Here is an 18517-nt window from a genome sequence, read left to right on the forward strand (position 1 = left end):
GTGGGAGAACGCGCTTCGCGTATTCGACCGGATCGGCGCCGGGGCGCGGGTGCGGGGGATCGGGCACGAGATCGACACGTGGTTCTTCGATGCGGCGGGCCGTCCGGTGCGGGCGGCGGGATACGGGGACTACGAACACCGATTCCTGCTCGTGCCGCGACCGGAACTCAACACCATCCTCGCGAATACCATTGGGCAGCAGAATATTCGACTCGGATCGCGGGTGATCGGATATGAGGAGTCCGACAGCGGGGTGAGTGTGCGGCTGGAGTCGGGCCGCGCGATCGAGGCCGATCTGCTGATCGGTGCGGACGGGGTGTACTCGAAGGTGCGGGCACAACTGCTGCCCGGCAGCGATGCCGCTGTGCACGCCGGGCATTACGCCTGGCGGGCGGTGGTTCCCGCCGGTGACGAACGCACCGAGGGCACGGTGCTGACCATCGGCCGAGACCGCACGCGCGGCGGATACTCTCGGCTGTCGGGGGATCGGACGATGTGGATGATCAACCAGTTCGATGCGGGCGAGCTCACCGGGACTCCTCGCGAGCGGGCCTGGCAGCGGGCGCACAAACTGGCCGAGGCGGGCTGGCACGACGAGCTGCTGACGATGATCGAGGCCACCCCGCAGGAGGCCATCCTGGAGAACGCGATCATGATCGTCCCGGCCCTGCCGCGCTGGACGAGCGAGCGCGTGGCACTGATCGGCGATGCGGCGCACGGACTTTCACCGCACATCGCGGCCGGTGGCACGCTCGGCATCGAGGACGTCGGCGTGCTGTGCGACAACCTCGAGCGGACGGGCGAGCTGTCCGGGGCGCTGACCGGCTACCAGCGCCCGCGCATGGAGCGCTTCGATGAGGTGCGCGAGCTGTCCCGGAAGGTCGAGAATGCCGCCGACGCAGACGAATTCGCCGAGCAGTACGCCGCATTCAGCCACTGGATGCTGACCACCGCGCCGGGGCGCGACTGAACCAGCCCTCAGCTGTCGGGCATGCGGCCGCTGGGTGATCTCACGAAGACGGGGCCCGGGCCGGATTCGGCCGGAAGTTCATCGGCCAGTTGGTCGAATCGGGCGCGGACGTCGTCGTCGAGAACCATTGTCAGTGCGCCGCAGTCGCGGCAGGCGCGGCCGAATTCGACCTTGAAATCCGAGCGGTTGCGGCGACCGCTCCGGAGAGAGAAACGCAGCCACAGATCGCCCTCACTGAACAGCAGCCTGCCCCGCGGCCCGAGCCGCTCGGAGCCGCACATCCCGCATCGCATGCGGTGATCGTACTGCGGCTCGGGCCGCGGGGAATGCCGAAACGGGCGCGGGGCAACGGTATCCGCCCCCCGGCCCGGTCGTATCGGTCAGGAGACCGGCTGTGCCTGCCGGGCGGCGATATTCGCCTGCACCTGCTTGTTCCAGGCTTCCAGCGGACGGGTGGTGTCGATCTCGAATTCGAAGCGGTCCACCATCTCCGGCCGCACGTCGGCCGCGTCCACATAGAACTGCTGATACCAGCGGCGCAGCTGATATACCGGTCCGTCCTCCTCGCATAGCAGCGGATTGTCGATGCGCGCCTTGCGTTTCCAGATCGCGACATCCTGTTCGAAGCCGACCTTGACCCAGTCGCCGAGCGCGATCGCGGTGGCCATCGCGACATCGCCGGGCAGCTTCTCGGATTTCTGCACCATGATCCCGTACATCAGCACGAAGGAATTCGCGTCGATCGGGTAGTGGCAGTTGATCAGTATCGTCTTGTAGTCACTGCCGTCCTCGTAGTGGTACGTCAGATCGTCGATCATGAACGAGGGGCCGTAGTACGAGGCGATCGAGGTGCTGCCGGTCATCTTCGCACTGCCCTCGGGCTCGGGCATGTCCGCGCGCGAGCCGCCGTCGAAGTACTGGGTGGCGACGTGGCCCTCGAAGACGTTCTTGAAGTAGGTCGGCAGCGACCCGTGGATGTAGAAGAAGTGCGCCATATCCACGACGTTGTCGATGATTTCGCGGCAGTTGGTGTCGACCACGGTGGTGTACCAGTGCCAGTCGGTCCACTGCTCGGTGCCCGCGCCCTCGATGCGGGGGACGGTGATGTCCTGCGGCGGCTGCTTGCCCTCGGGATCGTTCCAGATGAACAGCATCCCGTCCTGTTCGAGGGTGGTCCACGCCCGGGTGCGGGCCAGCGGCGGCACGCGGCGGCCGTACGGGATCTGCTTGCACCGTCCGTCGCCGCCCCAGCGCCAGTCGTGGAACGGGCACGCGATCTCGTTGCCCTTGAGCTCGCCGTCGGACAGGTCTCCGCCCATGTGGCGGCAGAACGCGTCCAGGACGTTGAGCGAGCCGTCGGCGCCGCGGAACACCACGAGCTTGGTGCCGAACGCCTGGATCGAATGCGGTTCGCCGTCGGAGTAGTCCCGGACCAACCCGAGGCAGTGCCATCCGCGCGCGAACCTGGTTGGCGCCGCTTCGGCCTCGATCTGGCGAACCTCGTCGTGCACGGCTGTCATATCCACCCTCCTCGGAGCGAGCATGCGGAAGTACGCTTATCGCGGCCCGTGAGCTGGGCCTGATCCGCATCAAATCGGTTATAACACCGGGAAATACGGGTCCGAGTGGGCAAGCTCACTCAGCGGACAGGCCGCGTCGGTGACCGAAACTTCGAGCACCGCAGCGCTGAGCAGACGCTCGGTTCGCTTGGGCGCGCTCAGTCCCGGCTGGGCTCGAGATCGGGTGCGGGAGTGGCGCTCAACTGACGGGGCAGCAGCAGGGACGTGCCGAGGACGGCGACCCCGGCCACCGCAAGTACGGCGCGGGGACCGATGAAGTCGGCGAGTACGCCGCACAGCAGAGTCAGGGTGGCGATGCCGAGGCTGGTGGACACCGACCACGACGACAGCATCCGCGCCACGCGTTCGGTGGGTGTCTGCTCCAGCCGGAACGTGGACAGTACCGGCCCGTAGATGCCGCAGCAGGTGACCAGGCCGAACTGGGCGACCAGGACGATCGCCAGGCCCGCCACGCCCGGCCGCACGAACGCCAGTCCCAGGATCCAGAACGTGCGCACCACGCCCGAGACCAGCAGCACCCGGTCGCGCCCGAACCGTTCGACCAGCCGCGGGGCCGAGCGCGCTCCGATCAGCCCGCCGACGCAGGGCAGACCGAAGGCCAGGCCGTACTGCCACGGCCGGAATCCCAGATGCCCGAGCATGAGGATGGCGATCAGCGGTTCACCGGCCATGATCAGACCGTTGACCAGGATCGAGTTGGACAGCAGCCGCCGTAGCGCCGGATGCGCCAGGATGTGCCGCCAGCCGTCGAGCAGATCCGTCGCGCGCAGTCCCGGTCGCGCGCTCGCCGGACGGGTTTCGGGCGTGCGGATCGCGAACAGGTTCAGCGCCGACAGCAGATAGCTCATCCCATCGGCGGTCACCGTCGTGACCGGGCCGAGGATGCCGATCGCCGCACCGCCCAGCGGCGGGCCGACCACCACCGAGGTCCACATGGTCGCCTCGAACTTGCCGTTCGCGATGAGCAGATCCTCTTGCCGCACAATCGTTTTCAGAAATGCCCCGCTGGCCGCGTTGAACGCGATCTTGGCCGCGGCGGTCAGAATAGCCACCACCAACAGTTGGGCAAATGTCAGTAAACCCAGCGCATAGGCGATCGGAATGGTCAGCAGCGCGCCGAACCGCACGATATCCATCGACATCATCACCGGACGTTTGCGACGGCCGTCGATCCACGGCCCCAGCGGCACCGCCAGCACCGCACCCACCGCCGCACCCGCCGAGGACAACGCCGCCACCGCGGTCGGCCCAGCGTGCAGAATAATGACCGCTATCAGCGGAAATGCCCCCAGCCCGAAACCTGATCCGTACGCGCTCACCATGTAGGCCCGCCAGAGCCAATCGAATTCCCGGCCCAATGATCGCCGCGACGCCATACCCGTGCATCCCCTCGCCCGTCCTCGCACACCGGGGTGGTGTGCGGTGCGATCCAATCCGACCCCGGGCGGTGAAGCAAACAGCCGACCGATGCGGATTCACAACTCACAGTTGTGTTCCAGGTGGTCGTGCGCCCGGATGGTCGGGTGTACGTCGAGGGATACGGCCGGCATGGTTGTGCGCGGGGGATGTCGGACCCACTCGTTAGGCTTCGCATCGTCACGGGATCGAGCGGAGGTGAAGTGTCGGATCTGGACCTGGCGGCCGTGCGGGCGTTCATGGCCGCGGTGGAAGAGGGGCAGTTCGGTCATGCCGCGGATGTGCTGGGCATCACCCAGCAGGGGGTGTCCAAGCGAATCGCGAAGCTGGAGAGTCAACTCGGGGTGCGCCTGTTCGACCGTGTGCCCACGGGTATCGCGGTGACAGCAGCGGGGATGCGAGTGCTTCCGCGCGCTCGCTCACTGCTGTCGGCGGCCGACGACATGGTGGCCGCCGCGCGCCCGGAACCGCGACCGCTGCGTGTGGCGATCATGGGCGAACGGCATGCCACCTGGCAATCCATGCGCTACTATCTCGACCGGCACCCGGAGGCCGATATCGACATCGTGCCGACCACGGCGTTCCGCAGTTGTCGCGACGCCATAATAGACGCGCGCGCCGATGCCGCCTTCGCGCGACCGACCGGCGGTCCGCGCGCCCTGTCGTCGGAGATCGCCCGTACCCCAGCCTATGTGGAACCGCTGCACCTGCTGGTCGGTAAGGACCATCCCCTGGCCGCTCGGCAGGCGGTCACGCCGGAGCAGATCGTGCCGTATCCCATGTGGGTGCCGGGCGCGTCGGTGCCATCGGAGTGGGCCGATTTCTACCGGGAGTGGAGCGAGTTCAGTGGCATCACGGTCCTCACCGGCCGTACCCCCGGCGGCCTGCCCGAACGTGAGGACGACCGCATCACCCACCGCCGCCCCTACGGGCTCGAGGCCGCGTTCGACCGTGTCGTCGCGTCCGACACCCTGGTCACATGCTGCGGAGACGGCATCCGCGCGCCCTGGCACCCGCACATTCGCAGGCTTCCGATAGTCGACCCGACGCCGGCCTATCCGCACGCCCTGCTGTGGGCGACCGCGAACATCCACCCGGCCCTGCCCCACCTGATCGCCTATACGCAGGAGAACTACAACAGCGATATCGCCCGGGACTGCTGGCTCCCGGACGCGGACCGCTCGATGTTCGTCGCGATGCCAGGGACTTGACCTCACCGTCCGCTGGAGCGAATTTCTGTCGCTTCGTAGACCGAGAAGGCGATCGGAGCGAGTAATCAGGAGGGACAGCTCGATTGGAACGGGAAGCACGGTGTGGTGAGGGGAGGTGGGGACGGCTTCGCTGTGAGGATCGGGTATGCGGGTGGGGAGGTGGGCGGGGCGTCGTGTTGGTGCAGGACCAGGCCGACGACCACCACGAGGAAGATCACGGCTACGAAACCCGCTGCCATCAGCAGTGGGCCGAATCCCAGCCCGGGGAGCGGAATGTTCGTCGCGTAGAGGCGTGGAGCTTTCGGGCGGCGAAAGGAAGCGTATGGCGCTGTGCCGTAGGGGCGCATGACGCGCTGTGGCAGGGTTGCTCGGCGGCCGAGCCGCGAGCCGCTCCCGCTGGGAGCGCGTCTCCCGTACGACCAGACGGGCGAGGTGCCGCGTCCGGGATATCCCCTCACTCCAGGCATGGGCACAAGTGTGACATCGGGTGGGTCAGGGGTCGACGGTCTCGGCTTGAATGGGTTGTGAACTGTCCGTCGCCGCGTGGGTGGCCAGGAAGTCGTCCACGATCTTTTCGCAGTCGGTCCGGGTGAGAGTGCGTGATCCGATCAGCCGCAGGATCATGACGGGGCCGAGCAACTGCGCGCCGGCGAATATCCGGTCCGGGACGTGGAGTTGGGCACTGGCCTCGGGGCTGTCGAAGAATTGGTCGAAGGGCTCGCGATAGCGCTCGACGGCACGGGCGCGCAGCGACTGTACGGCCGGCGGGACGACATCGGAATACGCGTCCGGCGGGGCCGTGGGGTTCAGGCCCAGCCACGCGAATATCGCCCACTGCATCGGCGCCTGCTCGATGACCGCGGCCTGCCGAATCACCAACGCGATCAGCCGCTCTCGCAGCGATCCGGTCTGCGGCGCCGGCTCGACGGGCGGAATCATCCGCTCGAACGCCGCGGAGAGCAACTCCGTACTACTGCCGAAATTGCGGTAGAGGGTCGTGCGCGCGACACCCGAACGCCGCGTCACCGCCTCGACGGTGACCGCTTCGACCCCGCCGGTGGCCAGCAGTTCGGTGACGGCGTCCAGCAACCGGTCGCGCGAGCGCGCACGCCGTGGGTCGAGCGTTTCCGGATCCGTGGGTCGCGGGTGAGCCATACCACTCATCTTGCCGACCCGGACTTCTCGCGGATAATTCCGCCTCCGTTACGCTACCGGGAGTAGCGTAACGATACCAACGGTAGCGAAAGTAGGAGATACGGTGGTCGACATCGGAATCCGAACCACATCCGCGTCGCTGCCCGCCACCCGGCAGCGCTGGACGCTGGTGGTCTCGTGTCTGGCGGTGGCGCTGGTGGTCGCATCGATGGCGGCCCTGTATACGGCACTGCCGCAGCTCGCCACGTCCATCGGCGCCACGCAGCAGCAACTGACCTGGGTGGTCAACGGCTATACGCTCGCGCTGGCCGCGCTGGTGCTGGCCGGGGGCGCGCTCGGCGACCGTTACGGGCGGCGCAAGGCGTTGATCGTGGGCCTGGTCATCTTCTGCCTGGGGACCGCGGTTCCGCTGATCGTGCACGATCCGGCCTGGCTGATCGCGGGGCGGGTGGTGTCCGGAATCGGTGCGGCGCTGGTGATGCCCTCGACGTTGTCGCTGTTGACGCCGGTCTTTCCGGTCGAGCGCTGGGGTTTCGCGGTCGGTATCTGGGCGGGGGTCGCCGGTTCCGGGGCCGTGGTCGGGCTGCTCGGGTCCGGCCTGATACTGCGAGTGTGGTCGTGGTCGGCGATCTTCGCCGGTATGACGGCTGCCGGCGTCGTCCTGGTAGTTGTGGCGCTGCTGGTGCCGGAGTCACGCGAATCCGATCGTCCGCGTGTGGACATCCCGGGCGCGATCGGTTCGGCGCTGACCGTGAGTCTGCTGGTCGTCGGTGTCACCGAGGCGCCCCAGCGCGGCTGGTCGTCACCGCTGACACTGATCCTGGTGCTCGGCGCGTTGCTCGCCGGAGCGGGTTTCATCCTCATCGAGTCGCGCAGCGCCCATCCACTGCTGCCCATCCGGCTCTTCGCGAGCCGGGAGTTCTCGTGCGGCGCGGTCTCGGTCGGGCTCCAGTTCCTGGTCAACTTCGGAGTATTCCTGTTGCTGGTGCAGTATCTGCAGCTCATTCTCGGTTATTCGCCGCTGCGTTCCTCGGTGGCCATGGCGCCGATGGCGATACCGCTGGTACTCCTGTCGGTGGTCTCCTCGGCGCTGACGCAGCGACTGGGGCTGCGCGTGATGACGGTGACGGGCCTGGCGGCCGTATCGTGTGGGCTGTTCCTGCTGACCAGAATCGGTGTGCACACCAGCTACCTCGGTGTGTTGGGGCCGCTCATGGTCGCCAGCATCGGTCTCGGCCTGTGCATGGCCCCGGCCACCTCGGCCATCATCTCCAGCACTCCCGCCGAAAAGCACGGCGTCGCATCGGCGGTCAACGACGCCGCCCGGGAGGTCGGTGCGGCGATCGGCATCGCCATCGCCGGAAGCCTGCTGGCCGCCGGATACCGCGATCGCGTCCAGCCCGTCCTGTCGCGGTTGCCCGAACCGGCTCGTCAACCGGTGCACGACTCGCTGGCCGCGGCCTTGGCAGTGACCGATCGCGCCGGTCCGGCCGCACGCCCGGTCGCCGAATTCGCCCGCGTCGCTTTCGTTCACGGCATTCACGAGGCTGCGCTGATTCTCGGAGTGATCATGGCCTGTAGCGCGGTGCTGGCCCTGGCCGCCCCGGGTCCGAGGCGCCCGAACCGTCTCCTCGCGCGAATCGGTCGGCGAGGTCGCTCCCGGGTTACCGAGACGGTCGACTAGACCTGCGATGTTACTCCCGTCATTCGGGCACGCTTTCGGCCGGAATCCACATATATCGGCGCAGTTGGATCCGGCCAAAAGCCTGCGTCCCGCTGCGCGAGCCTGTTGACGGCTGGAAATGTCTCACCCGCACCACCCGTCCAGGTGGCACCTATTTCCGGATCAGCATGCCAGGATGACGAAAGATGGCGAGGGCGTTGCGGTACCGGGGCACATCGGCAGGGCGGCTTTCAAAGCCACAGCGGTGGGCTGGTCTGCGGGCCGTCGATGTGAATGTCGCCTGCCCCGCGACCGGCCGCCCAGCGTACGACGGTCGCCAGCGGGCCGGAAACGGTTGTGGTGACAGCAGTTTCGGGCTGAACCGGGATCGCCGCACGCCCATCGGCGGCCAGCAGTACGCCCGCGCCGTCACCGCGTCGATGCCACACGTCGGTGATATCGGTGAGCAGCGAATCCAGCACGGTGTCGGGAAAGTCCTCGAAGCGAGCGCCGTCGGCGAGATCCACCGCATGGATCCACACCTCGCGCGAACGCATCCACAGGACTTCGTCGGCCCGCACGAGCCTGCCCTGGGCGGTGCGCACCTGCGCACTCCATACGGATTCCGTTGCAGCGCTCAATCGCTCGTCGAATATGCGCGCTGTACGCCGGAACTCATGGCGTAGCGTCTCGGGCTCCAGCGTCGCACCCTCGGCGATTTCGGTCGCCCGCCCCTCGGCGGAAGAGTACATCGGCGTCTCGACACCGGTTTCGGCCCAGTCCAGCAGTCGGCCCAGCGCGGTGGCGTTGTAGCCGAGATGGGCGATGAGATGTGCGCGGGTCCAGTCCGGTAGCGCGCTGGGCTCGCGAAAGTCGTCGTCGGCGATGCCGTCGAGCCGCTGCGCAAGGTAGGCGGTTCCGCTCCGAACGATCGATAGGCGTTGTGCGAGCGGAAGTTCAGCGAATCGAGTCATGACGCGGCGATCAGGGTCTTGTTGCGCACGGTCCCCAGCCCGTCGATGCTGACCTCCACGGTCTGGCCGTCACCGATGTAGCGCGGTGGCTTGCGCGCGTGCCCGACGCCGCCGGTGGTGCCGGTGATGATGACGTCACCGGGGTGCAGCGTGAGGATGTGCGAGATGTAGCCGACGAGTGCGGCCGGGGTGAACACCAGGTCGTCGGTGGTAGCCGATTGCATCAGCTCATTATCCAGTCGCGCTTCGATGCGGGAACCGAGGGTGTACCCGGTGGTCAGGAACGGGCCGAAGCCGCTGGTCTTCTCGAAGTTCTTGCCCTGGTCCCACTGCATCGTGCGGTATTGGTAGTCGCGCATGGTGTAGTCGTTGATCACCGAATATCCGGCGATATAGCCTGCTGCGTCGGCCTCGGTGACCTGATACGCCGCGGCGCCGATCACCACGGCGAGTTCGGCCTCCCAGTCCAATTGCGCGGCGGCGTAGGCGGGTACGGTCACATCGTCGTAGGGGCCGGTGAGCGCATCGGCGAATTTCGTGAACAGTGTCGGGTATTCGGGCAGATCGCGGCCCATCTCCTTGATGTGGCTCGCGTAATTGAGGCCGACGCAGACGATTTTTCCGGGACGCGGCACGACCGGCGCGTAATCGGCGCTCGCCAGGTCCACTGCCCGGCCGGCGGCGTGCTCGGCGACAGTTTGCCAGTCCGGCGAGGCCAGCAGCGAGGACAAGTCGGCGTAGCCGTCGATGACGGTCGCGGTGCTGTCGGTGTCGATACGGACGGCGGCGGTGCCGCCGTCCAGACGCAGCGTGGCAAGGCGCATGCGGTCAGGCTCCTTCGTGGGTGCGGTCGAGGTGCAGGCGCTCCATGATCGGCGCGTCGGAGAACGCGAAAAGATCTACGCCCGAATCGGTTTCGACCGACCACGGCACCCACGAAGGCGCCACGATCAGATCGCCGGTCTCGACGGTGTGCGATCGGTCGCCGAGGTGGTAGGTCGCCGCGCCGTCGAAGACCTGGAAGACGCTCGAACCGACGTCCCGCCGTGTCGCGGTGCGCGTGCCGGGGCGCAGCCGGTGGAACTCCGCGCGGATGGTCGGCATGACATCGCCGCCGGTGGTGGGATTGGTGTAGCGGATCGCCGCGTGCCCGGGTTCGGTTGTGGCGGAATATCCTTCGTCCTCCAGCGCGAGTTGCTCGCGCAGCGCCGCATCGGTGTGCGCCCAGCGGTAGCACGCGATCGGCGAACTGATCGTGGCGGACGCGCCGACGAGCGGGCGCAGGCCGGGATGGGCCCAGAGTCGTTCGGAGCGTGAGACATCCGGCATCGAGTCGTCGGTGACGCCGTCGGCGCCGAACTCGAAGAAACCCGTGTCGGCGTAGTGCGCGAACGGGATGTCCAGACCGTCGATCCAGGCCATCGGATGGTCGGTCTCGTTGTGATGGCCGTGGAAGTGCCATCCCGGGGTGAGCAGGAAATCGCCGCGTCGCATCGCCACCGGGTCGCCGTTCACCACCGTCCACACGCCCTCGCCCTCGACGACGAAACGAAAGGCGTTCTGCGAGTGGCGATGTTCGGGCGCCGTCTCACGCGGGCCCAGGTATTGGATGGCCGCCCACAGGGTGGGGGAAGCGTACGGTACGCCGCCGAGACCCGGATTGGCCAGGGCGATCGCGCGGCGCTCGCCGCCGCGGCCGACCGGCACCAGTTCGCCCGCACGCTGGGCCAGCGGGTACAGCGTCGACCACTTCCAGACGAACGGCACGGCCTTGGGGCTGGGTGTCATCGGCATGAGGTCGCCGCGCTGGGTCCACAGCGGGTTCAGATGTTCGGCCGCGAAGTCGCGGTACAGCAGCTTCAGGGCGGGGTCCGTGTCGGTGGACGTCATGATGCTCGCGTCTCCTCGGTCGGTGCTGACAGCGGCGGGTCGAGGTGCTCGCCACCTGATTCGACGCTAGGAGTGCCGGCCCGCGGTCGTGCAGAGTTTTCTTGTATATGGAAATCGGCTCAGGGCTCGATCGCCGCGGCGTCCACCTCGATGCCGCGGACGGCGTCGCGCAGGTGGGTCAGCAGCGGGCCGCGCAGATGCTGTCGATAACGGGTGGCCGGCACGGCGACCGTGACCGCGGCGATGGCAACGCCGTGACCATTGCGGATCGCCATGCCGAAGGCGGCGACGCCCGCCTCGGTCTGCTCCAGGTTCACCCCGAATCCGGCGGATCGCACGCCCTCGAGTTCGTGTGCGAACCGATCGAAGTCCGCTGCGGCCATCCGCCGGTCGAACGGGGCCGGTTCGGCCGCGTCCTGTTCGGCGGGGCGCAGGTAGAGCTGTTCGAGGACGCGGCGGGGCAGTTCGGCCAGCAGTACCCGACCGCCGGCGGTGGATTCGGCGGGCAGTACCTGGCCCTGCCGATCGCCCACCCGCAGCATGTTCGACGCCTCGGCCGACAGCAGGAATCTGCACTGGGCGCCGACGCGGATCACCAGATTGGTCGTCTCGCCGGTGAGCGCGGTCAGGGCCTCCAGGTGCGGGCGACAGCGTTCGCCCAGTTCACGCGTCCAGCCGCGCTGTGCGGGCCCGGCGCCCAGCGCGGGCCCCGGGTGATAACGGCGGTTCTCGTCGTGCATCGCGAAGCCGCGATACACGAGCATGGCCAGCAGCCGGTGCGCGGTCGACGGTGCGGTGCCCAGCGCGGCCGCGGCGTCGGTCAGGCGCAGTTCACCCTCGTCGCGCAGCAGTTGGAGCAGCCGCAATGCGTTGTCGACCGATTCCAGGGCGTACGCGGGGCGCTCGATCGTCTTCTGAGATTTTTTCCGCATGACAGAACTCGATTGTTCCATGTGCCCGATCGGAACCACGCTGGTGGTATGTCCGAACTCAGCACACATGTGGTCATCGCGGGCGGCGGCATCGGCGGTGCGGCCACCGCCCTGGCCCTCGCCCGCGCCGGAGCGAGGGTCACGCTGTTCGAGCGCGCCCCCGAATTCGGCGAGGTGGGCGCGGGATTGCAGATCGGCCCGCACGGCTCGCGCATCCTCGAGTCCTGGGGCCTGCTCGACGAGGTGCTGGCCAGCGGCGTGCAGCCGGACAATCTCGTATTCCGCGACGCGATCACCGCCGAGACACTGACCACCGTCGACCTCGGTCCGCGCTTCCGCGAGCATTACGGCGGCCCGTACTTCGTCACCCACCGCAGCGACCTGCACGCCGCACTCGTCGGCGCGGCTCGGCAGGCGGGCGTCGAATTGTTCACCGGCCGTACCGTTGTCGACATCGTCACCGACGGTCCGCGGGCGATCGTCACCACCGACGACGGCGCCACCTGCGAGGCCGATGTGGCGGTGGCCATGGACGGGCTCAAGTCGCGACTGCGCGCGAAGGTGAGCCCCGACGACCCGGTCGCCTCCGGATACGTCGCCTACCGGGGCGCCTTCCCCCGTGACGAGGTCGGCCTCGACGTCGACCTGCACGATGTGGTCGGATATATCGGGCCGCGTTGTCATTTCATCCAGTATCCGTTGCGCGGCGGCACGATGCTGAATCAGGTGGCGGTCTTCGAGTCGCCGGGTTATCGTGCCGGAGAGCAGGATTGGGGTCACCCGGAGGAGCTGGACGCGGCGTTCGCGCACTGTCACGAGCGGGTGCGCGAGGGCGTGCGGCACCTGTGGCGCGACCGGTGGTGGCCGATGTACGACCGCGAACCCGTCGAGAACTGGATCGACGGCCGGATGATCCTGCTGGGCGACGCCGCGCACCCGCCGCTGCAATATCTCGCCTCCGGCGCCGTGATGGCGTTGGAGGACGCCACCTGCCTGGCCGGCTACGCGCGGGCCGGTGCGTCCGGCGGCATACCGGACTGGTCGCAGATCTTGAAGCAGGTCAACGCCGAACGCGCCCCCCGCTGCAACCGCGTGATCACCACCGGCCGAATGTGGGGCGAACTGTGGCATCTCGACGGCACCGCCCGCCTGGCCCGCAACGAACTGTTCCGCGTCCGCGACACCGAAAGCTGGAAGTACACCGACTGGCTCTGGGGCTACTCCTGCGCCGGATCCTGACGGCTAATTTGTGTAATACGCGATCGGTTGCCGGGTCGGCAGGGAAGAACATCTCGATCGTCAATTCGACGAGGGTGACGTCGAGCGGGGGCCGAGCATGCCCATGACGGTGAACAGCACCAGATCGGGATCCGTTCTCCCGACCGATCGGTTCGGGGGTGGTGCCGCGCGCTCCGGGGCGTGAGAACCGGCCTCCCGCTGCATTCTTCGGCTGTGATCGTCGGAAACCGGAGTTTCGCGGCAGGAAAATGCAGCGGGAGGCCGGTTCTCCGGTGCCGGTCATGGCACTTCCTGAATCCCGTTATGCCAGAACAGGATCAGATGCTCTCGGTCGCGCTGCGGTGACGCCTGCTCTGTTCGCGGCACGATCGAGGGCCAGGTTCCGACCTCGTCGGCGAGCCGGACCACGGGACCGTCGACCAGAGCAACCCGTCGAGGTGACCGGTCGCCTGCGGATCCGATTCCGCAGGCGACCTCGGTCGTTGACGAAGGCGCGGGTCACGGCATCTACCGCGACGAGGCAGCGGGACACGCTGAGCGGATCGCAGCGTTCGCTCGCACTGCGCCGCGATCCGCCCGAGCGTCCGCGGCGGTCCGGTGATCTTTCGGTGCTACGCGTTCTCGACCGCGGTACGCGTCGTGAACGGGAGAACGAGCCGGGAGGGGTGGGTGGCGTCGCGGTAGATCTTGTGGGTGACCGGGCGGCCTACCGGGAGGTGGAAGGCGTCCGGTGGGAGCAGGGCGTTGTGGTCGTCGGCCAGCGGCTCGTCGTTCGACAGTTCCGCCATCAGGCGGTGGCCGGGCTGGAAGGTCGCGGCGAACGGGTACAGGCGCAGCACGTACTCCTCGATCTTGCCCGGCTCCACGGGCACGGACCGGGTGTGCGGATGGTAGGGGTTGCCCTCGGTGGTGCGGTCGTCGAGTTCGGATGGTCGCCCCCGGACCCGGGGAGTGTCACGTCGGATCCGTGGCTGTCCGCGCCGGGCGAAATAGCCGTTCCGGTGTGCTGACGGGAGCTGCCCGACGCGGTGTTCCGCCGCAGGTCGTCCAGATTCCTCTATGCCGCGCCTCACATATGGATTGTCATACAAGATTGAGTTTCGCGATGAATTCCTGAGACTGTTCTGTGAACATGATGCGGAACTACCAGGTGGACGTTGTGGTCACACCCGGGGCCGTGCTAGCTTCTAGCCATCGATTGTTAGACAATCTGCGAGGGTAGTCGAGGGCATCGGATGAGTCGGCCCGAGAGGTAAGTGAGGTGTGCAGCGGTGATAACCATCAGCGAAGAGATTCCCGTACCAAGTCCCCCCGAGCGCGTGTGGGAGGTGATCTCCGACCCCGAACAGGTCGTATCCTGCATCCATGGCGCCGAGCTCGGGCAGGCTCATGAGGACGGATCCTTCGACGGGTTCGTGGGCGTCAAGTTCGGCGCCATACGGGTGAAGTTCGCCGCGAAGGTGACGCTGGAGCTGGCCGAAGCCGAACAGGAGGGCCACCTCACCGCACGCGGGCGCGACGGGCAGGGAGCCACGCGCTTCAGCGCCGACGCCACTTTCCGCGTAGTCGAGGACGCACCGGCCGGCGGTTCGCGGGTGATCGTGAAGGCCGAGGTGAACCTCTCCGGCAAACTCGCCTCGTTGATCGAATCCGGTGCGGGCGTTGTGATTTCGAAGATGACGCAGGATTTCGCGGCGCAACTGGTCCAGCGCTGCACCGGCGACGCGGAGATCGCCGTGGCGGTGATTTCGGCGCGACCGAGCCTGATGGACCGCGTGCGGTCCTGGTGGCTGCGGATCCTGCGCAAAGAACAGAAGAACCCAGCGCACAAGGAGGTCGCAGGTGTCAGCCGCACGACTCAATAGAGTGATCGGGGCGCTCGAGGCGGGGCAGCACGTCTTCGCCTCCTTCGTCACGGCCGATCCCGCGACGGCCCTCGAATTCAGCACCGCCGGCTACGACGGACTGATATTCGAGATGGAGCACAAGCCGTGGGATATCGCGGCGCTGCGGGACAGCCTGCAATATCTGTTGAACCGGCGGCAGATCTTCGAGGCGGACACCCTGGCGCCCGCGATCACCCCGCTGGTCCGGATCCCGGCCAACGGCGGCGAGAAATCGCAGTGGCATGCCAAGCAGGCTCTGGATCTGGGCGCCTTCGGAGTCGTGTGGCCGCATATCGTCCGGGTCGAGGAGGCGCGTAACGCGGTGGCGGCCTGCCGCTACCCCCGGCTGCCCGAGCGCGACCGATTCGAGCCCGCCGGCGTGCGCGGCGACAGCCCCGCCGCGGCCGCTCGCTACTGGGGCGTCTCGGCCGCGGATTACTACGCCAAGGCCGACGTCTGGCCGCTGGACCCGGACGGGGAAATCCTCGTCGCCATCATGATCGAGAGTCAGCTCGCGATACAGAACCTGCCGGACATTCTCGACCAGGTGCCCGGAATCGGTCTCGTCATCGTCGGCGAGGGCGATATGAGCCAGGAACTGGGCGTGCCTCGCCAATTCGAGCATCCGAAAATGGTCGAGAGCAAACGCCGGGTCATCGAAATCTGCACGGCGCGCGGGGTACCCGTCGGACATCCCCATGTCACGGCCGCCAATGTCGAGCAGGTGCTCGCCGACGGCTATCGGTTCCTGATGACCGCACCCGTGCGGACCTTTCCGGGCCTGGAGAAAGGCCGCGGGCTCACCGGCCGGGCCTGATTCCTCCCTCATACGAATTTCGGAGATCATTCATGCTGATCGACTGTCATGGACATTTCACGACGGCCCCGCCCGCACTGGGGAAATGGCGGGAACAACAGATTCGGGCGTTCGAGGAATCGGGTGCGCGACACTCACCCGACGAACTCCGGATCAGCGACGACGAGATCAGGTCCGCGATCGAGAACGGGCAGCTGAAGCTGCAGCAGGAACGTGGTGTCGATCTGGCGCTGTTCTCTCCGGGCGCGGGCAAAATGGCCCACCACTACGGTGACGAGCAGACCAGCCTGACCTGGTCGCAGGTCAGCAACGACCTGATCAGCCGGGTGAGCGGCCTGTTCCCGGACCGGTTCGTGGGCGTATGCCAGCTCCCGCAGTCCCCGGGGGACGCGCTGGCGGCCTCGGTGCGCAACTCGGTAGCCGAATTGGAGCGGTGCGTCACGGAATTGGATTTCGTGGGCTGCCTGCTCAACCCGGACCCGTCGGACGGATACTGGCAGGCCCCGCCGATCACCGACCGGGTCTACTACCCGCTGTACGAGAAAATGGTGGAACTCGACGTCCCCGCGATGGTTCACGTCGCGATGTCGAGAAACCCCGCGCTCCAAGGCACCTGCGCCCATTACCTGAACGGTGACACGGCGGCGTTCATGCAGTTGTGCATGTCGGATCTGTTCATCGATTTCCCGACGCTGAAACTGATTCTGCCGCACGGCGGCGGCGCGGTGCCGTTCCACTGGGGACGTTACCGGGGAGCGATGCAGGACCAGGGCAAGCCGCCGCTGGAGGAGTTGGTGCTGCGCAACGTCTTCTTCGACACCTGTGTGTACCACCAGCGCGGCATGCAATTGCTGACGGACATCCTTCCCGCGCAGAACATCCTGTTCGCCTCGGAGATGATCGGCGCCGTGCGCGGTGTGGACCCGGAGACCGGGCACCGATTCGACGATACGAAATATCTCCTCGATTCCGTCCCGACGATCGATGAGCAGGACCGGCGGGCCATCTACGGCGGGAACGCATTACGGGTGTTCGCGCGACTGGACGGGGTGTTGAAGTCCAGAAATATCCCGGTCGCGTGAGCCCGTCTCGAAAAGAGGAGTCAGACAAGTGAAGGTCTATGAAGCACTCGCCGCGGCATTCGTCGAGGAGGGGACGACCGACGTATTCGGCATGATGGGCGATGCCAATATGTTCTGGATGAACGCGCTGGCCCAGCGCGGTGTGCGCCAGTACGAGGTGCGGCACGAGGGTTCCGGTCTGGGCATGGCGGACGGATGGGCGCGTGCGGCCGGACGTCCCGGCGTCGTCACCACGACCAGCGGCCCCGGCGTTTCGCAGCTGGCCACCTCGATGCTCGTCGCGAGCCGGGCGCGCACCCCGCTGGTCGCCTTCTGCGGGGAGACGGCCTGGGGCGACCAGACAGCCGCGCAGTATCTCGACCAGGGGCGCTTCGCCGCGGCGATCGAATGCGGCTTCGTCCACCTCTCGCGCGGCGACCTCGCGGAAGAGGTTGTGCAGAAGGCGTTCTACCTCGCGCGGACCGAATCCCGCCCGATCATGCTCAGCGCACCGATGGATATCCAGCAGCACGAGTACGAGGACAACGGGCCGTACGTCCCCTCGACCCAGCTGATCGATCGCCCACGGCTGCTGCCGGATCCGTCGCGGATCGAGCGGGCGCGCGACATCGTCGCGGCGAGTAAGCATGTCGTCATCATCGCCGGCCGTGGTGCGCGCGGTTCCGATGCGGGAGAACAGATCCTGCGCCTGCAGAAGCGGACCGGCGCCATGCTGGCCACCACGCTGCAGGCGAAGAACTGGCTGTACGGCGACACCGATTATCACGTGGGAATCTCGGGCTTGTTCGGCAGCAGGGTGGCGATGGAGCTGCTGCAGGAGGCCGACTGCGTGATCGCGGTGGGTGCGAGCCTGAACAGCTACACCACCGAGCACGGCTATCTGTTCCCGGAGGCGAAGTACATCCAGATCGACACCGCGCCCAACCTGGTCATGGGCAACGGCGCGGTGGCCGACTGCTACATCCAGGCCGACGCGAATACCGGGCTCGCGGAACTGACCGCGTCGCTGGAGCGCGAGTCCGTCACGATCGAGGGCTTCCACACCCAGGAGGTCCGGCGCCGGCTCACCGCCCCGCTGATCGATCCGAGCGAATTCCGCAGTCAGCCGGATCTTCTCGACCCGCGCGAGGCGATCGTCGTGCTGGACGCCGAACTCCCGCCGGAGCTGGATCTCGTGCTCGGCAGCGGTCACCAGACCGACTTCGGCACAATGCTTTTCCAGCGTTCGCGGGAGATCACGTCGAACTACGGGATGTTCGGCGCGATCGGCCAGGCGCCGCTGATCACCATCGGATCCATCGTGGCCAGCGGCCGGCCCGCGTTCGTGGTGGAGGGTGACGCCAGTTTCCTGATGCACCTGTCCGAATTCGAAACCGCCGTCCGGTACGGGATTCCGATCCTGGTCGTGGTGATGAACGATCAGGCGCTGGGCGCCGAGTACCACAAGTCGCGGGCCAAGGGCCTGGACGTGGATCTCGCGGTGATACCGACGCCGGAACTGGGCCGTGTCGCGCAGTCGCTGGGCGGCGACGGGGCGACCGTACGCACCACCGACGAGCTGCGCGCAGCACTGGCGGAGTACGTGCGTCAACCCCGGCCCACCGTGATCGACGTGCGAATCACCCGGGACGTGCTGAGCGTCCCGTACCGGCGCCTGTGGTTCGGCGAGGACGTGTGAGTCCGCACCGGATCCCGATGCTCA

General features: G+C 67.2%; 16 protein-coding genes and 1 pseudogene. 8 read left to right on the plus strand and 9 right to left on the minus strand.

Annotation, left to right across the window (positions count from 1 at the left end; translation table 11 throughout):
* Positions 1-970, plus strand: a 970-nt coding sequence (locus JZ791_RS22920) for an FAD-dependent monooxygenase (protein WP_216897255.1), incomplete at its 5' end; no start/stop codon positions are given.
* Between the two features lie 8 nt (positions 971-978).
* On the opposite strand, the gene JZ791_RS22925 is transcribed toward JZ791_RS22920, so the two are convergent.
* The 3 genes from JZ791_RS22925 to JZ791_RS22935 form a co-directional block, all read right to left on the minus strand.
* The gene (locus JZ791_RS22925) at positions 979-1263 is read right to left on the minus strand and encodes a hypothetical protein (protein WP_216897256.1); all 285 of its coding nucleotides are present in this window, start codon (positions 1261-1263) and stop codon (positions 979-981) included.
* Between the two features lie 87 nt (positions 1264-1350).
* Positions 1351-2490, minus strand: a complete 1140-nt coding sequence (locus JZ791_RS22930; protein WP_216897257.1) for a 3-ketosteroid-9-alpha-monooxygenase, oxygenase component — start codon at positions 2488-2490, stop codon at positions 1351-1353.
* A 197-nt stretch (positions 2491-2687) separates the two neighbouring features.
* Positions 2688-3926 carry an MFS transporter gene (locus JZ791_RS22935; protein ID WP_216897258.1) on the minus strand — a complete coding sequence of 413 codons (1239 nt, stop codon included), beginning with the start codon at positions 3924-3926 and terminating at the stop codon, positions 2688-2690.
* 243 nt (positions 3927-4169) lie between these two features.
* On the opposite strand from JZ791_RS22935, the gene JZ791_RS22940 reads away from it, so the two are divergent.
* On the plus strand, positions 4170-5177 hold the full coding sequence (locus JZ791_RS22940; protein ID WP_216897259.1) for a LysR family transcriptional regulator: 1008 nt from the start codon (positions 4170-4172) through the stop codon (positions 5175-5177).
* A gap of 492 nt (positions 5178-5669) precedes the next feature.
* On the opposite strand, the gene JZ791_RS22945 is transcribed toward JZ791_RS22940, so the two are convergent.
* On the minus strand, positions 5670-6332 hold the full coding sequence (locus JZ791_RS22945; protein WP_216897260.1) for a TetR/AcrR family transcriptional regulator: 663 nt from the start codon (positions 6330-6332) through the stop codon (positions 5670-5672).
* 103 nt (positions 6333-6435) lie between these two features.
* Here JZ791_RS22945 and JZ791_RS22950 point away from each other — a divergent pair, with 103 nt between their 5' ends.
* The gene (locus JZ791_RS22950) at positions 6436-8016 is read left to right on the plus strand and encodes an MFS transporter (protein ID WP_308163046.1); all 1581 of its coding nucleotides are present in this window, start codon (positions 6436-6438) and stop codon (positions 8014-8016) included.
* Positions 8017-8246: 230 nt separating this feature from the next.
* On the opposite strand, the gene JZ791_RS22955 is transcribed toward JZ791_RS22950, so the two are convergent.
* The 4 genes from JZ791_RS22955 to JZ791_RS22970 form a co-directional block, all read right to left on the minus strand.
* Complete coding sequence (locus tag JZ791_RS22955; RefSeq protein ID WP_216897261.1) at positions 8247-8969, minus strand: maleylpyruvate isomerase family mycothiol-dependent enzyme; 723 nt, start codon at positions 8967-8969, stop codon at positions 8247-8249.
* Positions 8966-9793 carry a fumarylacetoacetate hydrolase family protein gene (locus tag JZ791_RS22960; protein ID WP_216897262.1) on the minus strand — a complete coding sequence of 276 codons (828 nt, stop codon included), beginning with the start codon at positions 9791-9793 and terminating at the stop codon, positions 8966-8968. Before JZ791_RS22960 ends, JZ791_RS22955 begins: the two co-directional genes overlap by 4 nt.
* A gap of 4 nt (positions 9794-9797) precedes the next feature.
* Positions 9798-10859 carry a cupin domain-containing protein gene (locus tag JZ791_RS22965; RefSeq protein ID WP_216897263.1) on the minus strand — a complete coding sequence of 354 codons (1062 nt, stop codon included), beginning with the start codon at positions 10857-10859 and terminating at the stop codon, positions 9798-9800.
* A gap of 119 nt (positions 10860-10978) precedes the next feature.
* A complete protein-coding gene (locus JZ791_RS22970; protein ID WP_216897264.1) occupies positions 10979-11791 on the minus strand; it encodes an IclR family transcriptional regulator in 813 nt (270 codons plus the stop codon).
* Positions 11792-11839: 48 nt separating this feature from the next.
* Between JZ791_RS22970 and JZ791_RS22975 the strand changes: the two genes are divergently transcribed.
* Positions 11840-13030 carry an FAD-dependent oxidoreductase gene (locus JZ791_RS22975; protein ID WP_216897265.1) on the plus strand — a complete coding sequence of 397 codons (1191 nt, stop codon included), beginning with the start codon at positions 11840-11842 and terminating at the stop codon, positions 13028-13030.
* 611 nt (positions 13031-13641) lie between these two features.
* Here JZ791_RS22975 and JZ791_RS22980 read toward each other — a convergent pair.
* Positions 13642-13956 (minus strand): annotated as a pseudogene (locus JZ791_RS22980) (CocE/NonD family hydrolase); the annotation flags it as partial.
* A 345-nt stretch (positions 13957-14301) separates the two neighbouring features.
* On the opposite strand from JZ791_RS22980, the gene JZ791_RS22985 reads away from it, so the two are divergent.
* The 4 genes from JZ791_RS22985 to JZ791_RS46570 are packed head-to-tail and all read left to right on the plus strand — an operon-like array spanning position 14302 to position 18493.
* Positions 14302-14895 carry an SRPBCC family protein gene (locus JZ791_RS22985; RefSeq protein WP_216897267.1) on the plus strand — a complete coding sequence of 198 codons (594 nt, stop codon included), beginning with the start codon at positions 14302-14304 and terminating at the stop codon, positions 14893-14895.
* Entirely contained in the window at positions 14873-15733 is an 861-nt protein-coding gene (locus tag JZ791_RS22990; protein WP_216897268.1) for an HpcH/HpaI aldolase family protein, read from the plus strand. The genes JZ791_RS22985 and JZ791_RS22990 overlap by 23 nt, the downstream gene beginning before the upstream one ends.
* Before the next feature lie 32 nt (positions 15734-15765).
* Positions 15766-16815 (plus strand): amidohydrolase family protein, encoded by a 1050-nt coding sequence (locus JZ791_RS22995; protein WP_216897269.1) that lies wholly within the window; start codon positions 15766-15768, stop codon positions 16813-16815.
* Positions 16816-16843: 28 nt separating this feature from the next.
* On the plus strand, positions 16844-18493 hold the full coding sequence (locus JZ791_RS46570; RefSeq protein WP_216897270.1) for a thiamine pyrophosphate-binding protein: 1650 nt from the start codon (positions 16844-16846) through the stop codon (positions 18491-18493).
* The last annotated feature ends 24 nt before the right edge of the window (positions 18494-18517 follow it).

Source organism: Nocardia alni (assembly GCF_019038435.1).
In the GTDB taxonomy this organism is placed as follows: Bacteria; Actinomycetota; Actinomycetes; order Mycobacteriales; family Mycobacteriaceae; genus Nocardia; species Nocardia alni.